The following is a 15,834-nucleotide window of genomic DNA, read 5'->3' as shown; positions in this document are numbered from 1 at the left end:
CCCGCCGCGTCGTGGCGGCCCGAGGTGACTCGACTCACTGGGGCAGAGTTGATCTCGTGCCCCCCACCCCGCGCTGGACCGACTGGGAGCAGGCGTGGGAGCAGGCGCTGTACGGGCCCGCCGGTTTCGTGCACGCCGCCGGCCCGCCCGAGGCGCACTTCCGGACCTCGGTGCACGTGGGCACGGTGCTGGCCGAGGCAATGCTGGAGCTGCTGCGGCGCACCGACCACGCCCTGCAGCGCCCGGCCCGCCTGGACGTGGTGGATCTCGGCGCCGGTGGTGGGCAGCTGCTGGCCGCGGTGTGGGAGCTGGCCGAGCCGGACCTGCGTCGCCGGCTGCGCCCGGTGGCGGTGGACCTGCGCGCGGCGCCGCCGGGGTGGGCGCTGCCGTGGCGCTCGACCCTGCCCGCGACCATCACCGGCCTGGTGGTGGCGCACGAGTGGCTGGACGCGCTGGCCTGCCCGGTGGTGCAGCGCCACGGCGCGGTGGTGCACCGGCTGGCGGTCGCCCCCGACGGCCAGGAGCGGCTCGGCCCACCGGTGGCCGCCCCCGAGCTGGCCTGGCTGCGGCGCTGGTGGCCGCTGGCCGACGGCGAGCGCGCCGAGGTGGGCCTGCCGCGGGAGCGGGCGTGGGGGCAGGTGCGGCGGCGATTGCGCGCCGGGGCGGCGCTGGCGGTGGACTACGGGCACGTGCGCGGCACCCGCCCGGCCGCGGGGACGCTGTCGGCCTACCGCGCGGGGCGGCAGGTGCGGCCGGTGCCCGACGGCACCTGCGACCTCACCGCCCACGTCGCGCTGGACGCGGTGGCCGCGCTCGCCCCCGGCAGCACCACCACCCAGGCCGAGGCGCTGGGGTCGCTGGCCGGGGGGACGCTGGCCGGGGGGACGCCGCCGGGGCAGCCGTGGCTGCAGCAGGCCGTGCGGGCCGGGCAGCTGGCCGAGCTCACCGACCCCGACGGGCTTGGCGGTTTCGGCTGGGTGCTGCACCCCACCCACGTGGACCTGCGGCTCTAGCCTGGGGCACGATCGCGGATGTGGACCGCACCCTCACCGTCGGCATCGGCTCCGCGACCGAGCACCTCGGGGTGGACCAGGTGGTGGACCTCGGACCGCTGCACCCGGCCGCACACGGCGCCTACCGGTTGCGCCTGCGCGTGGGTCCGGACGCGGTGGTGCGCGAAGCGGTGCCGCTGGTGGGCCACCTGCACCGTGGTGCGGAGAAGCTGTACGAGGTGCGCGACTACCGGCAGGTGATGGCGCTGGCCAACCGACACGACTGGTGGGCGGCCTTCGCCAACGAGCTGCTGGTGGCGCACGCCGTGGAGCAGATGACCGGCATGACGCCGCCGCCGCGGGCGGTGCAGCTGCGTGTGCTGCTGTGCGAGCTCACCCGCGCCATGGCCCACCTGGGCTTCCTGACCCCGCTGACCCGCGACCCCGCCGCACCCGTCACCAACACCGCCGGCACCGACGCCGCGGTGGCAGGGCGCGAGGCCCTGCAGCGCGTGCTGGAGGAAGCCTCCGGCGGGCGCATCCACTTCATGGCCAACCGGGTGGGTGGGCTGCGCGAGGACGTGCCCGCCGCCTGGTTCGACCACGTCGCCGCCGCGCTGGACACGGTGACCACCGCCGCCGCAGCCATCAGCGCGTGCACCGTCGAGGACGCGGAGTTCGTGGGCAGGCACACCGGGGCGGGGGTGCTGAGCCTGGCCGACGCCACCGCACTGGGCGTGAGCGGTCCGGTGGGGCGGGCCAGCGGCCTGGACGTGGACCTGCGCCGCGACGACCCCGCGCCCGGCTACGACCAGCTCGCCCCGCTGCGCACCATCACCCGCACCACCGGCGACGCCCTGGCGCGGGTGGCCTGCCAGCTGGACGAGGTGACCCTGGCGGTGCAGCTGGCCCGCCAGTGCCTGATCGACGTGCCGGACGGGCCGGTGAACGTGCGCCTGCCCAGCACCATCGCCCCGCCGGAGGGCTCGGTGTACGTGTGGGGCGAGGCGCCGCTGGGCATCGCCGGGGTGCACCTGGTGTCGCGCGGCGAGCGCACTCCCTGGCGGCTGCGGCTGCGCACCGCGTCGTTCAACAACGTCCAGGCGCTGTCGTGCCTGCTGCCCGGGACGTCGCTGGAGCAGCTGCCGGTCGCGCTGGCCTCGTTCGCCGTGGTGGTCGGCGACATCGACAAGTAGCGGTGGCGGCTGGTGCTCAGTCGCCGGTGCGGCGACGGCGACGGCCACCGGGGACGGACCCGCCATAGGCCGCGATCAGCTCGGTGACCGACCGGCCCGCCGAGTGCGCCCCGTCCGGCTCGTCGGTGGAGGGCTCCGCGGTGGTGGGCTCGTCGGTGGCAGGCTCCGCGCTGGTGTCCAGGTCTGCGGTGTCCAGGTCTGCGGGGTCCAGGTCTGCCGTGTCCAGGTCTGCGGCTGGCTCGGCGGACCACCCCGGCTCGGTCGGCTCGGAGTACTCGGTGGGCTCGACGTCCACCACGTTGTCGTCGATGCCGACGCCGTGGGCCTCCAGCGTCGCCGGTCCGGTGGTGAGCAGTGTGGTGTCGCCGCGGGAGAGCACTCGGGTGGACTCCGCGTGCAGCGACACCCGCTCCACCAGCATCTGGCCGTCGAACAGCGCCGAGAGCGTCTCGCGCAGCGCCCTGATCTCCGCGCGCAGCTCAGCCAGCTCGTCGGTGGCCTCCGCCCGCACCTGCTCGCTGATCTCCGCGCGCAAGGTGCGCTGCAGCACCAGCTGCTGCTCCTGGCGGGCGTTCAGCTCGCGGGCCAGCTCCAGCTCGTAGATCTTCTGCTGCTCGTCTGCTCGCGCGTCGCTCAGCGCCGCCTCCCGGCGGTACCGGGTGAGGGCGATGCCGCACAGCATGGCCACCCAGGCCAGCACCACGACCGCCAGCCGCAGCAGCGGGGCCGAGCTGGAGAACACCAGCAGCGCACTGCCGGCCACGGCGAGCACGAGCGCCGCTCCCAGCGCGAGCTGGGCGGGGGTGCGAGCCGGGGCGCCGGCTGCGGCACGGGGGTGTGCGCGGTCGGCGAGCTGCGTCATGCGCGTGACGATACCTGTGGGAGAAGCGATTTGGGCTTGAGAAGTGGCTGGCAGCGGGCTTGGGCCGGTCAGTCGTCGCGGTCGTCGGGGCGGGCCGGCTCGTCGTCGTGCGGCGTCCGGCAGCACTGCTCCAGCCACAGCGCCGCGGCCACCAGCAGCAGCGAGCTGACCACGCCGATGGCTGCGCCGGGCAGGTCCTGGGCCGCCGCGGTGAGCACGGCGCGGTTCTGCGCGGTGTAGAGCAACAGCCCGCCCCACAGCCCGGCCATCAGCGACCCCACCAGGGACGACGCCTTGGCCAGCGCCACCGAGCGGGCGGCCATCAGCGGGTCGAGCAGCCGGGCGTCGTCGCGGCGCTCGCCCCGGCGCTGGATGCGCGAGCGCAGCACAAAGGCCAGCACCAGCTCGGCGACGGCCAGCGCCAGCAGGGTGAGCCCGGCGAAGCGGGGCAGCGGGGGGATGGAGCCGTAGCTGGTGCGCACCAGCAGCCAGCTCGCCAGCGCGGCCACCACCAGGATGGTCAACAGGTCTTGCCAGCGGGTGAACCTCACGCTCGCACCAGCCGCTGGTCGTCGCTGCGGTGCACCCCGGCGCGCTCGCCGGCGGGCAGGGCGGCCAGCAGGTCGGCGACCGGGCCACGGCCGGTGAGCACCGCGGCAGGGTCGACCTCCAGCCAGGGCAGCAGCACGAAGGCCCGCTCGTGGGCACGTGGGTGGGGCAGCAGCAGCCGGGGGTCGTCGCTGTGCAACCCGTCGCAGTCCAGCACGTCGACGTCCAGGCTGCGCGGGCCCCAGTGCTGCACCCGCTCGCGGTGTGCGCGGGCCTCCAGCTGCTGGCCCCGCCGGAGCCAGCCCCAGCAGTCGGTGCCGGCGTCGGAGACCAGCAGCACGGCGTTGAGGAAGTCCACCTGCTCCACCCCGCCCCACGGAGCGGTGACGTACACCGAGGAACAGGCGGTGACGGCGGGGCCGAGCTCGTCCAGCACCAGCTGCAGGTGAGCGAGCCGGTCGCCGAGGTTGGAGCCGATGGACAGCACCGCGGTGCTCACGGCTGCACCGGCCCGCGGGTGCGGTGCACCACCACAGCCACGTCGGCGAACGTCAGCGGGATGGGCGCCGACGGCTTGTGCAGGCGCACCTGCACCCCGCGCACCCGCGGGTCGCCGGCCAGCACCGCCTCGGCGATCTCGTGGGCGACCGTCTCGATGAGGTCGCGGCTGGGCCCGGCCACCACGCTCGCTGCCTGCTGGGCCAGCGCGCCGTAGTCGAGGGTGTCGGCCAGGTCGTCGGTGCGCGCAGCCGGGGCGAGGTCGGCCCACACGGTGAGGTCGACCAGGAAGTCCTGGCCGTCGCGCTTCTCGTGGGCGAACACGCCGTGGTTTCCCCGCACCCGCAGGCCGGTCAGCTCGATGCGGTCGCCGTCGGCGCCGGGAGCGCTCATGCGGTGGCCGAGCCTCGTTGCCAGGCGCCGGCCACGGCCACCGCGTCCACCGAGGCGAGCACGTCGTGCACCCGCACGCCCCAGGCGCCGTGGGTGGCCGCCAGCGCGCTGAGCACCGCGGTGGCCACCTCCCGGCCGGCGGCCGGGCGCGGGGTGCCGTCGGCGTCGGCCAGCAGCGCGCCGAGGAACCGCTTGCGAGAGGCGCCGACCAGCACGGGCAGCCCGGTGGCGACGAGGTCGGGCAGCGCGCGCAGCAGCGCCCAGTTGTGGTCGCCGGTCTTGGCGAAGCCCAGGCCGGGGTCGATGACCAGCCGGCTGGGGTCCACCCCGGCCCGCACCGCCTCCTCCACCCGGGCCATCAGCTCGGTCCGCACGTCGGCCACCACGTCGTCGTAGGTGGCCAGCTGGGCCATGGTGTCGCTGTGCGCCCGCCAGTGCATCAGCACCCAGGTGGCGCCGGTCTCGGCCACCACCCGGGCCATGTCCGGGTCGGCCTTGCCGCCGGAGACGTCGTTGATGATGGTGGCGCCCGCGGCGACGGCGGCCGCGGCGACGCTGGCGCGCATGGTGTCCACGCTCACCGGCACACCCTCGGCGCACAGCGCCGCCACCACGGGAACCACCCGCTCGGTCTCGGCCGCGGCGTCCACCCGCTGCGCACCGGGCCGGGTGGACTCCCCGCCGACGTCGACCACGTCCGCACCGGCACGGCGCAGCTCCACGCCGTGCGCGATCGCCGCACCCCGGTCGAGGTAGCGGCCACCGTCGGAGAACGAGTCGGAGGTGACGTTGAGGATGCCCATCACCTGGCAGCGCTGCCCGGCGGTGCTCGTGGCGAAGGTCATCGGCCGCGGATCAGCGACAGCGCCTCCGCGCGGGAGGGCGCCGAGGTCTTGAACTGCCCGCGCACCGCCGAGGTGGTGGTGGTGGAACCGGGCTTCCGGATGCCGCGCATGGCCATGCACAGGTGCTCGGCCTCCATCACCACGATCACCCCACGCGGGTCGAGGCGGCGCATCAGCGCGTCGGCCACCTGACCGGTGAGCCGCTCCTGCACCTGGGGCCGCTTGGCGTAGAGGTCCACCACGCGCGCCAGCTTGGACAGGCCGGTGACGCGGCCGTGGTGGCCGGGGATGTAGCCGACGTGGGCCACCCCGTGGAAGGGCACCAGGTGGTGCTCGCAGGTGGAGTACATCGGGATGTCCTTGACCAGCACCAGCTCGTCGTGGCCCTCGTCGAAGGTGGTGGCCAGCACCTCGTCGGGGTCGGTGTAGAGGCCGGCGAACATCTCCCGGTACGCGCGGGCCACCCGTTCCGGCGTCTCCTTGAGCCCGGCGCGGTCGGGGTCCTCCCCCACCGCGAGCAGCAGCTCGCGCACCGCGTTGGCCGCGCGGACGTGGTCGAAGGTGTCACTCCCCGGCACCGCGGGCCCCCTCACCGGCACGGCAGGCGACTCGGCAGGGACAGGGGTGGGCACGTCGGGCCTCCAAGTTCGATCGGCTGTCAGCAACGGTCCCCCGGACCAGCACCACGACCATCAGTCGCGGCGGTGCTGGGCTCCCCCACCGTCGCCGGCGTCGCCCTGCCCCCCGTTGCCCTCGGGGGCATCGTAGTAGCCGTTGCCGGCGGGCTGGCCGTTGTCCTGCCGGCCCTGCCCCTGGTCGCCGTAACCCTGGTCGCCGTAACCCTGCTCGCCGTAACCCTGGCCGCCATGACCCTGGTTCCCGTAGCCCGGGGTCGCCGGCTGCTGGGCGTCGCCCTGCCACGGCCCGTTCGGCTGGGGACGGTCGTTGCCTCGCTGCGGGGGCCAGCCGGGGGCCGACCACCCGGGAGGGGCGCCGTAGTCCGGGCGGGAGCCGCTGCGCGGCGGCGAGCTGTAGCCGCCGGGCGAGCTGCCGTAGGAACCCTGGTTTCCGGGAGCGCCCTGGTTGCCGTAGGAGCCCTGGTTGCCCTGCCCCCACTGGCCGGTCTGGCTGCCCTGGTTGGGGTAGCCACCCTGGTTGCTCTGCTGGCCGTAGCTGCCGGCACCCACCGGCTCCGTCTGCTTGCGGAAGTACGGCTCCGGCGGGGCCGGCGGCCACGGCTCGCCGCGCTCCATCGCCAGCTCGCCCGGAGTCTTCACCGGCGGCTTGTCCGAGGGGGTGCGTCCACCGAAGTCGTTGAACGCGGTGATCCGCGGACGCTTCTGCACGTCGGCGAAGACCCGCTGCAGGTCCTTGCGGTTGAGCGTCTCGGTCTCCAGCAGCTCTGCGGCCAGCTCGTCGAGCACGTCGCGGTAGGTGTTCAGGATCTCCCACGCCTCGGTGTGCGCGGCCTCGATGAGCGCCCGCACCTCCTCGTCGATCTCGTGGGCGACCTCGAGGGAGTAGTCGCTCTGGGTGCCCATGGTGCGGCCCAGGAAGGGGTCGCCCTGCTCCTGGCCGTAGCGCACCGCGCCGAGGCGCGAGCTCATGCCGTACTCGGTGACCATGGCGCGGGCGATCTTGGTGGCCTGGTCGATGTCCGACGACGCCCCGGTGGTGGGCTCGTGGAAGACCAGCTCCTCGGCGGCGCGGCCACCCATGGCCATCACCAGCCGAGCCAGCATCTCCGAGCGGGTCATCAGGCCCTTGTCGTCCTCGGGCACGGCCAGGGCGTGGCCGCCGGTGCGCCCGCGGGCCAGGATCGTCACCTTGTACACCGGCTCGATGTCCGGCATCGCCCACGCGGCCAGCGCGTGACCACCCTCGTGGTAGGCGGTGATCTTCTTCTCGTGCTCGCTGATGATGCGGCTCTTGCGGCGGGGCCCGCCGATGACGCGGTCGACCGACTCCTCCAGCGCGGCGCCGGTGATGACGTTGCCGTTCTCGCGCGCGGTGAGCAGGGCCGCCTCGTTGAGGACGTTGGCCAGGTCGGCGCCGGACATGCCCACGGTGCGCTTGGCCAGGCCGTCCAGGTCGGCGTCGCCGGCGATCGGCTTGCCCGCGGAGTGCACCTTGAGGATCGCGCGGCGCCCGGCCAGGTCGGGTGCGGCCACCGGGATCTGCCGGTCGAAGCGACCCGGGCGCAGCAGCGCGGGGTCGAGGATGTCGGGCCGGTTGGTGGCGGCGATGAGGATGACGCCGGTGCGGGCACCGAAGCCGTCCATCTCCACCAGCAGCTGGTTCAGGGTCTGCTCCCGCTCGTCGTGGCCGCCGCCCATGCCGGCGCCGCGCTGGCGGCCGACCGCGTCGATCTCGTCCACGAAGATGATGCAGGGGCTGTTCTGCTTGGCCTGCTCGAACAGGTCACGCACCCGGGAGGCACCGACACCGACGAACATCTCCACGAAGTCCGAGCCGGAGATGGTGAAGAAGGGCACGCCCGCCTCGCCGGCGACGGCCCGAGCCAGCAGCGTCTTGCCGGTTCCGGGCGGACCGTAGAGCAGCACGCCCTTGGGGATCTTGGCGCCCAGGGCCTGGTAGCGGCCCGGGTTCTGCAGGAAGTCCTTGATCTCGTAGAGCTCCTCCACCGCCTCGTCGGCACCGGCGACGTCGGCGAAGGTGGTCTTGGGAGTGTCCTTGCTCAGCTGCTTGGCCTTGGACTTGCCAAAGCCCATCACGCCGCCGCGGCCGCCGCCCTGCATGCGGTTCATGACGAAGAACAGCAGACCCATGATCAGCAGGATCGGCAGCATGAACGACAGGATCGAGACCAGGAAGCTCTGCTGGGTGACCGTGGTGGAGTAGCTGGCGAGCCGGGCGTCCTGGACGTCGTTGAAGATCTCCTCCGCCGCACCCGAGGGGTACTTGGTGATGATCTTCTCGTCGCCGTCGACGGGCTGCTTCAGGGTCAGCCGCAGCTGCTGCTCGCGGTCGTCGATCTGGGCGGACTCGGCGTTGCCGTCGGCGAGCTGCTGCAGCGCCACCGAGGTGTCCACCGACTTGTAGCCCCGGGTGTTGTCGCCGAAGTAGCTGAACGCGAAGATGACCAGCAGGACACCGGCAACGATGGCCAGGGTGCGGTACAAAGGCTTACGTGTCATACAGCTGCGGCCGGTGCGGCCTCGTCCTTCCAGGAGCCAGGATCTCCGGAGACATCCAGAGAGATTCCCAGGCTACCTTGATGGCGGGAACCTGACATTTCAGTCGCTGTACACCTTGGGGTCCAGGGTGCCGATGTAGGGAAGGTCGCGGTAGCGCTCGGCGTAGTCCAGGCCGTAGCCCACGACGAACTCGTTGGGGATCTCGAAGCCGACGTGCGCGACGTCGACCGCGGCGCGCACCGCGTCGGGCTTGCGCAGCAGGGTGCACACCTGCAGCGAGGCGGGGTTGCGCGAGGCGAGGTTGCGCAGCAGCCACGACAGCGTCAGCCCAGAGTCGATGATGTCCTCCACGATGAGCACCCGGCGGCCGGTGATGTCGCGGTCGAGGTCCTTGAGGATGCGCACCACGCCCGAGGACGAGGTGGCCGAGCCGTAGGAGCTGACGGCCATGAACTCCAGCTGCACCGGCACCGGCAGGATGCGGGCGAGGTCTGTCATGAACATCACGGCACCCTTGAGCACCCCCACCAGCACCAGGTCGTCAGCGGCGTCCGCCGGCTCGTTGGCGGCAATGGCCGCGGCGAGCTCGTGGGTCCGCTCGCGGATGCGCTCCTCGGAGATCAGCACCGAAGAGATATCGCCCTCATACACCGCGTCGACTCCTTGGCTGTTCGTGTGAGACTTGTTGGGCTGCAGGTTCTTCGCCTGCGATCGGCGCGGATCCGCCCTGCCGGGGGGCGCGAACCGTCTCCGACCGCGCCGGCTGGGACTGCACCGAGAGCCTGCCATGCCGGCGCGACACCACCAAGTGGCCACCGACGGAGACCCCGCCCTGCCCGCGCCACGCGCCCAGCAGCTCGTCGGCCCAGCGCAGCTGGCGGTCGGTGAGCGCGGTGGCGCCGTGTGCGGTGAGCCACTGCCGCAGCACCCGGCGACGGAGGGCGGCCGGGGCGGGGGTGAGCACCTCGGCGTCGAGCTCGGGCCCGCGCAGCGCCTGGGTGGCCAGCTCGGCAGCCAGGGCGTCGAGGGCGTCGCAGTCCTCGCGCAGCTGGGTGGCGGTGCGCCCCAGCGCCTCGGCCACGCCGCCGGCGAGCACGTCCTCCAGCAGCGGCAGCACCTCGTGGCGCAGCCGCACGCGGGTGAAGCCGGGGTCGTCGTTGTGCGGGTCGTGGTGCGGGTGCAGCCCCAGCGCCTGGCACGCCGCCAGGGTGACGCCACGGTGCACGCCCAGCAGCGGGCGACCCCATGGCGCGTCCCAGGGCCGCATGCCGGCCACCGAGCGCGGCCCCGAGCCACGGCCCAGCCCCAGCAGCACGGTCTCGGCCTGGTCGTCGAGGGTGTGCCCCAGCAGCACGGGCGAGCCGGCGGTGCGCAGCGCCTGGTAGCGCGCGCGGCGGGCGGCGGCCTCGAGCCCGCCGGTGCCCACCACTTCCACGGTGCGCACCTGCACCTCGGCGGCACCCAGGGCGCGCGCCTGTGCCGCGGCGGTGGCGGCGGTGCGGGCGCTGTCCGGCTGCAGCTGGTGGTCGACCACCAGCACGCTCACCCGTGGCGCCTCGTGCACGGCGGCGGCGGTGAGCGCCAGGGAGTCGGCGCCGCCGGAGCAGGCCACCACCACCGGGACCTGCGGGGCGTGCTCGGCCAGCCAGCGGCGCACCGCCACCCGGGTCTCCGCGACGGCCGGGTCCGGCCCGCTCACGCCAGCACCCGGTTGATCCAGCGCTGCGGGTCGGTGATCTCGGCGTCCACCGGCAGTGCGGCGGCGCTGGACCACACCTGGTTGAACCCGGCCATGCCCTCGCGGCCCACCACGTGCTCGACGAAGACCTTGCCCCGCTCGTACTGGGCGATCTTGGCGTCGATGCCGAGCAGCGCGCGGAGCACCCGCTGCACCGGGTTGGCCGGGCGGGCGCGACGCCGGTCGAAGCCAGCACGGATGTGGCGCACCGAGGGCACCACCGCGGGCCCGACGGCGTCCATCACGTGGTCGGCGTGGCCCTCCAGCAGGGTGCCCAGGGCCATCAGCTTCTGCAGGGCCTCCCGCTGGGGTGGCGCCTGCAGCGCGCCGAGCAGCCCCACCACCCCGTCCGGGCCGGTGCCCTCCCGCGCCACCGAGCGCAGCACTCCGCTGAGCCGGCCGGCCAGCTCGCCCAGTGGTGCGTCCAGGCCCGTGGTCAGGGTGGTGACGGTGGCGGCCATGTGGTCCACCAGCCACGGGGTGGCGGTGAACTGGACCCGGTGGGTCACCTCGTGCAGGCACACCCACAGCCGGAAGTCGGCGGGGTCGACCTGCAGGGCGCGCTCGGTGGCCACCACGTTGGGCGCCACCAGGAGCAGGGAGCCGCCGCCGGCCGAGTCGTCGTCGGTGCCGGTGGCCGGGGCGAACGGGTCGTACTGGCCGAGCACGGCCGAGGCCAGGTACGACAGCACCACCCCCACCTGCAGGCCCGCGGTGCGTCCGGACAACCCGGGGCCCGGGCCGCCCGGACGCACGGCGGTACCGGTCAGCGCGCCCATCGAGGTGGCGGCCGCGGCGGCCCAGCGCGGCCGGTCCAGGACCTGGGCGGCGGGCACGGGCACGCCGTCGGCCAGGCCGGTGACCGCACGCACCGGGAGCTCGGCACGGCCGGCGGCGTCGTGCAGCTCCGCGACGACCTCGGTGGCCTGCTGGGGGCTGACGACCGGGCCGGGGCGGACCAGCCGCTGGGCCGTGCGGCCCGCGAGCCGCCAGTCCACCACCGGGGCCTGGGCAGTCATCGGCAGCCGCAGGTCCGCAGGGTGGCCGCGATGGCGTCGAGGGCGGGGCGGGTGTCCGCGGTGGCCGCGCCGTTGGCGATCAGGGCGAAGGTCAGCACCCGGCCGTCGACGTCGGTGACGGTTCCAGCGAGGGAGTTCACCCCCGTCAGTGTGCCCGTCTTGGCCCGCACCCACCCGGCGCCGGCCTTGGCGACGGGGCCGCCGTAGCGGTCGGTCAGCGTGCCGCTCACCCCGGCCACGGGCAGGGAGGCGAGGATCGGGCGCAGCGCGTCCGCGTGCGGGCCGTTGCCCGCGGCCATCCGCACCACGTCGGCCAGCACCCGCGCCGGCGCACGGTTGAGGATGGAGAGGCCACTGGTGTCCTGCATGATCAGGCTGTTGGTGTTGACGCCCACCTCGGACAGCGTCGTGGCCACGGCCGATGCCGCCCCCACGAAGGACTGGGGCTGGCCCTTGGCGGCGGCGACCTCCCGGCCCAGCGCCTCGGCGACCACGTTGTCGGACCGCTCGGTGAGCTGCTGGATGCGGATCCGCAGCGGCGCCGAGCTGACCACGGCCAGCTCCTGTGCCCCGGGTGCGGCCACCCCGGCGGTCACCGCCTGCGCGGGCACGCCCAGCCGCTGGGCGAAGACCCGGGCGGTGTCCAGGGCGGGGGTCGCCGAGCGCGGCGACTCCTCCTTGCTCGGGTCGAGCCGGCCCCCCTCCAGCATCAGCGGCTCCATCGGCGCGATGTAGCCCTCGCCGACGTCGGCGCCGATCCAGCCGGTGGCCAGCGGCGGGCCGGCGTACGCGCTGGTGTCCACCACCACCGAGGACACCTGGATGCCCTTGGCGCGCACCTGGTTGACCAGGTCGTCCAGGTGCGCCGCCTGCGGGTAGTACCCCTGGGTGCCCACCGGGGCTGCGGTGAGGGTGACGTCACCGCCGCCCACCAGCACCACCTGGCCGGGCACCGCAGAGCTCATCACCCGGGTCTGCACGGTGTGGTCCGGGCCCAGCGCCAGCAGCGCGCCGGCCACGGTCAGCACCTTGGAGGTGGAGGCGGGCAGCTGCGGCACGTCGGGGCTGGACTGCCACAGCACGGCGCCGGTCTCGGCGTCGTCCACCCGCCCGGTCAGCGTGCCCAGCGAGGGATCGGTGACCAGCGGGGCGAGCGTGGCGGCCAGCCCGGCTGGGGTGGGGATCGGGGCGTCGGAGGACGCAGGCTTGATCTGCGGGCTGACCTGGACCGGCGCCGGCGGGGCACTGGTGCCCGCCGCCGAAGCCGTGCTGGAGTCCCGGTCGGAGGTGCGCACGACCACCAGGACGGCGATCACCACCACCAGCACCACGAGGACCAGTCCGGCGGCTTGCCGGAGCGCCCGTCTACGCCGCACGAACCCACCTCTCACACCTGGGCCGCGCCGTTTGCCGACCTGCTTCACCGTTCGGCGACCCTGGTACGTCAGACTAGCGTCGAGAAGTCACATCCCAGTCAACCCACTCACTAAGCGAGGGCGCGTGGAATTCGACGTCACCATTGAGATCCCCAAGGGTCAGCGCAACAAGTACGAGATGGACCACGAGTCCGGGCGGATCCGGTTGGACCGCACGCTCTTCACGGCCACCCAGTACCCGGCTGACTACGGGTTCATCGACGACACCCTCGGCGAGGACGGCGACCCGCTGGACGCCCTCGTCCTGCTGCCGGAGCCCACGTTCCCCGGCTGCCTGATCCGCTGCCGCGCGGTCGCCATGTTCCGGATGACCGACGAGGCCGGCGGCGACGACAAGGTGCTCTGCGTCCCCGCCACCGACCCGCGGTTCTCCTACATGCAGGACATCGACGACGTGTCGAGCTTCTACCGCCTGGAGATCAAGCACTTCTTCGAGGTCTACAAGGACCTGGAGCCGGGCAAGAGCGTCGAGGGGGCCGACTGGGTCGGTCGGGCCGACGCCGAGAAGGAGATCGCGGCGTCGTTCCAGCGCCAGAAGGACAACCCGGGGCACTAGCCGGCACTGAGCCGGCGCGGCTCCACGCCCGCCGCACCGCCCGTCGAGGGGCTGGGCACGCCGATCACCGGCTGCCCAGCCCCTTCGGCGTGCCTGGGGCTTGCTGGAGCCTGGTGCCTGCTCAGGCGGTGCTGCTCCCGCTCTGCGGCGCCGCGGCGGCCGCGTCCCGCTCGGCCTGCTGGGCGGCGAGGCCGGACATGGTGCGCAGCGGCACCTCCTTGACGAACCAGACCAGCACGAAGCCGACGATCATCAGCGCGCTGACGGCCAGGAACACGTGGTCCATCGCAGCCGAGAAGCCGACCTTGAACGGTTCGGCCAGCACCGGGTCGAGGCGCTGGATGAACGAGGTGTCCACCAGGGCCGCCCCGGCCACCGCGGGGTCACCGGCCGCCATGCCCTGGGCGAGGTGTGCCTGTGCGGGGTCCGCGCCCTGCGCCGCCGCCTGCACCACGCTGCGGAAGCCGGGGTCGGTCGAGGCGGTGGTCAGCGCTGCCGACGTCGCGGGCGTGAGCTGGGAGAACAGCAGGGACAGGAACACCGCGACCCCCAGCGTCGCGCCGATCTGGCGGAAGAAGGTGGCCGCCGAGGTGGACACCCCCATGTCCCTGGGCGGCATGGCGTTCTGGATCGCCAGCGTCAGCGGTTGCATCATGCAGCCCAGTCCCAGTCCGAAGGTGGCCATCATGGTCATGGTCAGCCAGAGCGGGGTGTCCGCGCGCACGAGGTGCAGGGCGAACATGCCCGCGCTCATCAGTGCCGTGCCCACCAGCGGGAAGATCTTGTAGCGCCCGGTCCGCGAGATCAGCTGCCCGGAGACGATGGAGGCGAGCATCATGGCGCCGACCATCGGCAGCACCTGGTAGCCGGCCAGCGTGGGCGAGGAGCCCTTGACCACCTGCAGGTACTGCGGGATGAGCGAGATCCCGCCGAACATCCCCGCTCCGGCGATCACGCTGACGGCGATGCACAGCGAGAACAGCCGGTTGCGGAAGAAGCGCAGGGGGATCAGCGCCTCGTCGCCCATCCGGACCTCGGCCAGCACGAAGGCAGCCACCCCCAGCACCCCCACCACGTAGCAGCACAGCGCAGCCGGGGACGACCAGCCCCAGGTGCGGCCCTGCTCGGCGACCACCAGCAGCGGAACCACCCCGACGCTCAGCAGCGTCGCTCCCCACCAGTCGACCTTGGCCTCGCGGTGGTGCACCGGCAGGTTGAGCACCCGCCACACCACCAGCAGAGCCAGCACGCCCAGCGGCACGTTGAGGTAGAACACCCAGCGCCAGCCGGTGACGCCGAGCAGCGACGGCTGCCCGGCCAGCACCCCGCCGAGCACCGGGCCGAGCACGCTGGCGGTGGCGAACACGGCCAGGAAGTACCCCTGGTACCGCGCCCGCTCCCGCGGCGGCACGATGTCGCCGATGATGGCCAGGGCCATGGACATCAGCCCGCCGGCACCCACTCCCTGCACCGCGCGGAAGGCGGCCAGCTCGTACATCGACGTGGCGATGCCGCAGAGCATCGACCCCACCACGAAGATCGTGATGGCCAGCATGAAGAAGGGCTTGCGCCCGTGCAGGTCGGAGAGCTTGCCGTACAGCGGCGTCGTGATGGTGGACGTGACGAGGTAGGCGGTGGTGACCCAGGCCAGCACCGAGTAGCCCTGCAGGTCGTCGGCGATGGTGCGCACCGCGGTGGAGACGATGGTCTGGTCCAGCGCGGCCAGGAACATGCCCAGCACCAGGCCGGACAGGATGGTGAGGATCTGACGGTGGGTGAAGACCCCGGTCTCCGGCGAGCCCGGTCCGGACGCCGCCGGTGTCGCCTGGGTGGTGGGCATGGATCCCCTTCCGGGACCGCGGACTACAGCAGCTGTCCGACGCAAGGGTGCGTGCGGATCGGCGACCGTGCAAGGTGGTCAGGTGTCCTAGGTGGGCAGACACGCCGACCGTTGGGGCCGCGGGCAGGCGCGCTCTAGGCTGAGCCCATGGAAGATGTCCTGAACGTCCTGCACGTCGTCACCGGCGTCTTCATCGTCGGCCCCATGGCGATCCTGCCGCACACCGCGCTGCGCGCGGTCCGCAACGGAGATGCCGCGCAGGTGCGGTCGCTGGCGCAGTCGACCAACATCATGACGCTGGCCTCGGTGCTGGTGGTCATCTTCGGGTTCGGGCTGGTGTCGGTGGTCGACTACGACCTCTCGTTCACCACTCCGTGGATCCTCATCTCGATCATCCTCTACGTGATCGCCCTGGTGCTCAGCCTGGTGATGGTGGTTCCGGCGCTGCAGAAGGCCGCCGACACCCTGCAGCCCGCGGGCGTGGCAGCCACCGCCGGCAGCGAGGCCACGGCACCGCGTGGCGGCAGCCCGGACTACGGCCGCATCGCGATGAGCTCGGGGATCGTCTCGCTGCTGCTCGTCGCCATCGTGGTGCTGATGGTGGTCAAGCCCGGCTGACGCCCCCCGCTCGTCCCGGGCCGGGGCGGGTTGGTAGCAGCTGCAGACGGTGCGGGGCGCGCTTGGTGGTACTTGCAGATGCACCTACCGGCGGATGAGCCCGCGGGCAGTCGCGGCGGCGAACTGCAGGTCCA

General features: G+C 73.4%; 16 protein-coding genes. 4 read left to right on the top strand and 12 right to left on the bottom strand.

Going from position 1 to position 15,834, the window contains the following annotated elements:
* Positions 1-56 precede the first annotated feature (56 nt).
* Both ELX43_RS01610 and ELX43_RS01605 read left to right on the top strand, forming a co-directional pair.
* The gene (locus ELX43_RS01610) at positions 57-1,013 is read left to right on the top strand and encodes an SAM-dependent methyltransferase (RefSeq protein WP_127781844.1); all 957 of its coding nucleotides are present in this window, start codon (positions 57-59) and stop codon (positions 1,011-1,013) included.
* Positions 1,014-1,033: 20 nt separating this feature from the next.
* On the top strand, positions 1,034-2,188 hold the full coding sequence (locus ELX43_RS01605) for an NADH-quinone oxidoreductase subunit D (RefSeq protein ID WP_206518071.1): 1,155 nt from the start codon (positions 1,034-1,036) through the stop codon (positions 2,186-2,188).
* A gap of 16 nt (positions 2,189-2,204) precedes the next feature.
* On the opposite strand, the gene ELX43_RS01600 is transcribed toward ELX43_RS01605, so the two are convergent.
* The 11 genes from ELX43_RS01600 to dacB form a co-directional block, all read right to left on the bottom strand.
* Positions 2,205-3,050 carry a DUF6779 domain-containing protein gene (locus ELX43_RS01600; RefSeq protein WP_127781843.1) on the bottom strand — a complete coding sequence of 282 codons (846 nt, stop codon included), beginning with the start codon at positions 3,048-3,050 and terminating at the stop codon, positions 2,205-2,207.
* 68 nt (positions 3,051-3,118) lie between these two features.
* Complete coding sequence (locus tag ELX43_RS01595; protein WP_127781842.1) at positions 3,119-3,601, bottom strand: DUF3180 domain-containing protein; 483 nt, start codon at positions 3,599-3,601, stop codon at positions 3,119-3,121.
* Positions 3,598-4,098, bottom strand: coding sequence for a 2-amino-4-hydroxy-6-hydroxymethyldihydropteridine diphosphokinase (folK, locus tag ELX43_RS01590; RefSeq protein WP_127781841.1), 501 nt, complete (start codon positions 4,096-4,098; stop codon positions 3,598-3,600). Before folK ends, ELX43_RS01595 begins: the two co-directional genes overlap by 4 nt.
* Positions 4,095-4,490: a dihydroneopterin aldolase gene (gene folB / locus ELX43_RS01585; RefSeq protein WP_127781840.1), complete on the bottom strand. Its 396-nt coding sequence runs from the start codon at positions 4,488-4,490 to the stop codon at positions 4,095-4,097. Before folB ends, folK begins: the two co-directional genes overlap by 4 nt.
* Positions 4,487-5,335, bottom strand: a complete 849-nt coding sequence (gene folP, locus ELX43_RS01580; RefSeq protein WP_206518070.1) for a dihydropteroate synthase — start codon at positions 5,333-5,335, stop codon at positions 4,487-4,489. The genes folB and folP overlap by 4 nt, the downstream gene beginning before the upstream one ends.
* On the bottom strand, positions 5,332-5,913 hold the full coding sequence (folE, locus tag ELX43_RS01575) for a GTP cyclohydrolase I FolE (protein WP_241249613.1): 582 nt from the start codon (positions 5,911-5,913) through the stop codon (positions 5,332-5,334). Before folE ends, folP begins: the two co-directional genes overlap by 4 nt.
* Positions 5,914-6,027: 114 nt before the next feature.
* Positions 6,028-8,493: an ATP-dependent zinc metalloprotease FtsH gene (ftsH, locus tag ELX43_RS01570; protein ID WP_127781839.1), complete on the bottom strand. Its 2,466-nt coding sequence runs from the start codon at positions 8,491-8,493 to the stop codon at positions 6,028-6,030.
* Between the two features lie 99 nt (positions 8,494-8,592).
* Positions 8,593-9,144, bottom strand: coding sequence for a hypoxanthine phosphoribosyltransferase (hpt, locus tag ELX43_RS01565; RefSeq protein WP_127781838.1), 552 nt, complete (start codon positions 9,142-9,144; stop codon positions 8,593-8,595).
* Positions 9,137-10,156 (bottom strand): tRNA lysidine(34) synthetase TilS, encoded by a 1,020-nt coding sequence (gene tilS / locus ELX43_RS01560; protein ID WP_241249841.1) that lies wholly within the window; start codon positions 10,154-10,156, stop codon positions 9,137-9,139. The genes hpt and tilS overlap by 8 nt, the downstream gene beginning before the upstream one ends.
* 32 nt (positions 10,157-10,188) lie before the next feature.
* Positions 10,189-11,250, bottom strand: coding sequence for a zinc-dependent metalloprotease (locus ELX43_RS01555; protein ID WP_127781836.1), 1,062 nt, complete (start codon positions 11,248-11,250; stop codon positions 10,189-10,191).
* Positions 11,247-12,626 (bottom strand): D-alanyl-D-alanine carboxypeptidase/D-alanyl-D-alanine-endopeptidase, encoded by a 1,380-nt coding sequence (gene dacB / locus ELX43_RS01550; protein ID WP_241249601.1) that lies wholly within the window; start codon positions 12,624-12,626, stop codon positions 11,247-11,249. The genes ELX43_RS01555 and dacB overlap by 4 nt, the downstream gene beginning before the upstream one ends.
* A 124-nt stretch (positions 12,627-12,750) precedes the next feature.
* Here dacB and ELX43_RS01545 point away from each other — a divergent pair, with 124 nt between their 5' ends.
* Complete coding sequence (locus tag ELX43_RS01545; RefSeq protein WP_127781835.1) at positions 12,751-13,242, top strand: inorganic diphosphatase; 492 nt, start codon at positions 12,751-12,753, stop codon at positions 13,240-13,242.
* Between the two features lie 121 nt (positions 13,243-13,363).
* Here the strand turns inward: ELX43_RS01545 and ELX43_RS01540 are convergent, their stop codons facing one another.
* Complete coding sequence (locus ELX43_RS01540; RefSeq protein ID WP_127781834.1) at positions 13,364-15,082, bottom strand: MDR family MFS transporter; 1,719 nt, start codon at positions 15,080-15,082, stop codon at positions 13,364-13,366.
* A gap of 147 nt (positions 15,083-15,229) precedes the next feature.
* On the opposite strand from ELX43_RS01540, the gene ELX43_RS01535 reads away from it, so the two are divergent.
* Entirely contained in the window at positions 15,230-15,700 is a 471-nt protein-coding gene (locus tag ELX43_RS01535) for a DUF2269 family protein (protein WP_127781833.1), read from the top strand.
* Positions 15,701-15,834 lie beyond the last annotated feature (134 nt).

It is taken from the genome of Rhodococcus sp. X156 (assembly GCF_004006015.1).
GTDB lineage: Bacteria > Actinomycetota > Actinomycetes > Mycobacteriales > Mycobacteriaceae > X156.
This window is presented reverse-complemented; position numbering and strand designations above follow the sequence as displayed.

Excerpts from the sequence above, each read along its gene's own strand:
- ELX43_RS01535 (WP_127781833.1), top strand. The coding sequence starts at position 15,230 with ATGGAAGATGTCCTGAACGTCCTGCACGTCGTCACCGGCGTCTTCATC.
- ELX43_RS01600 (WP_127781843.1), bottom strand. The coding sequence starts at position 3,050 with ATGACGCAGCTCGCCGACCGCGCACACCCCCGTGCCGCAGCCGGCGCC.
- ELX43_RS01555 (WP_127781836.1), bottom strand. The coding sequence starts at position 11,250 with ATGACTGCCCAGGCCCCGGTGGTGGACTGGCGGCTCGCGGGCCGCACG.
- folB (WP_127781840.1), bottom strand. The coding sequence starts at position 4,490 with ATGAGCGCTCCCGGCGCCGACGGCGACCGCATCGAGCTGACCGGCCTG.
- ELX43_RS01540 (WP_127781834.1), bottom strand. The coding sequence starts at position 15,082 with ATGCCCACCACCCAGGCGACACCGGCGGCGTCCGGACCGGGCTCGCCG.
- ftsH (WP_127781839.1), bottom strand. The coding sequence starts at position 8,493 with ATGACACGTAAGCCTTTGTACCGCACCCTGGCCATCGTTGCCGGTGTC.
- folP (WP_206518070.1), bottom strand. The coding sequence starts at position 5,335 with ATGACCTTCGCCACGAGCACCGCCGGGCAGCGCTGCCAGGTGATGGGC.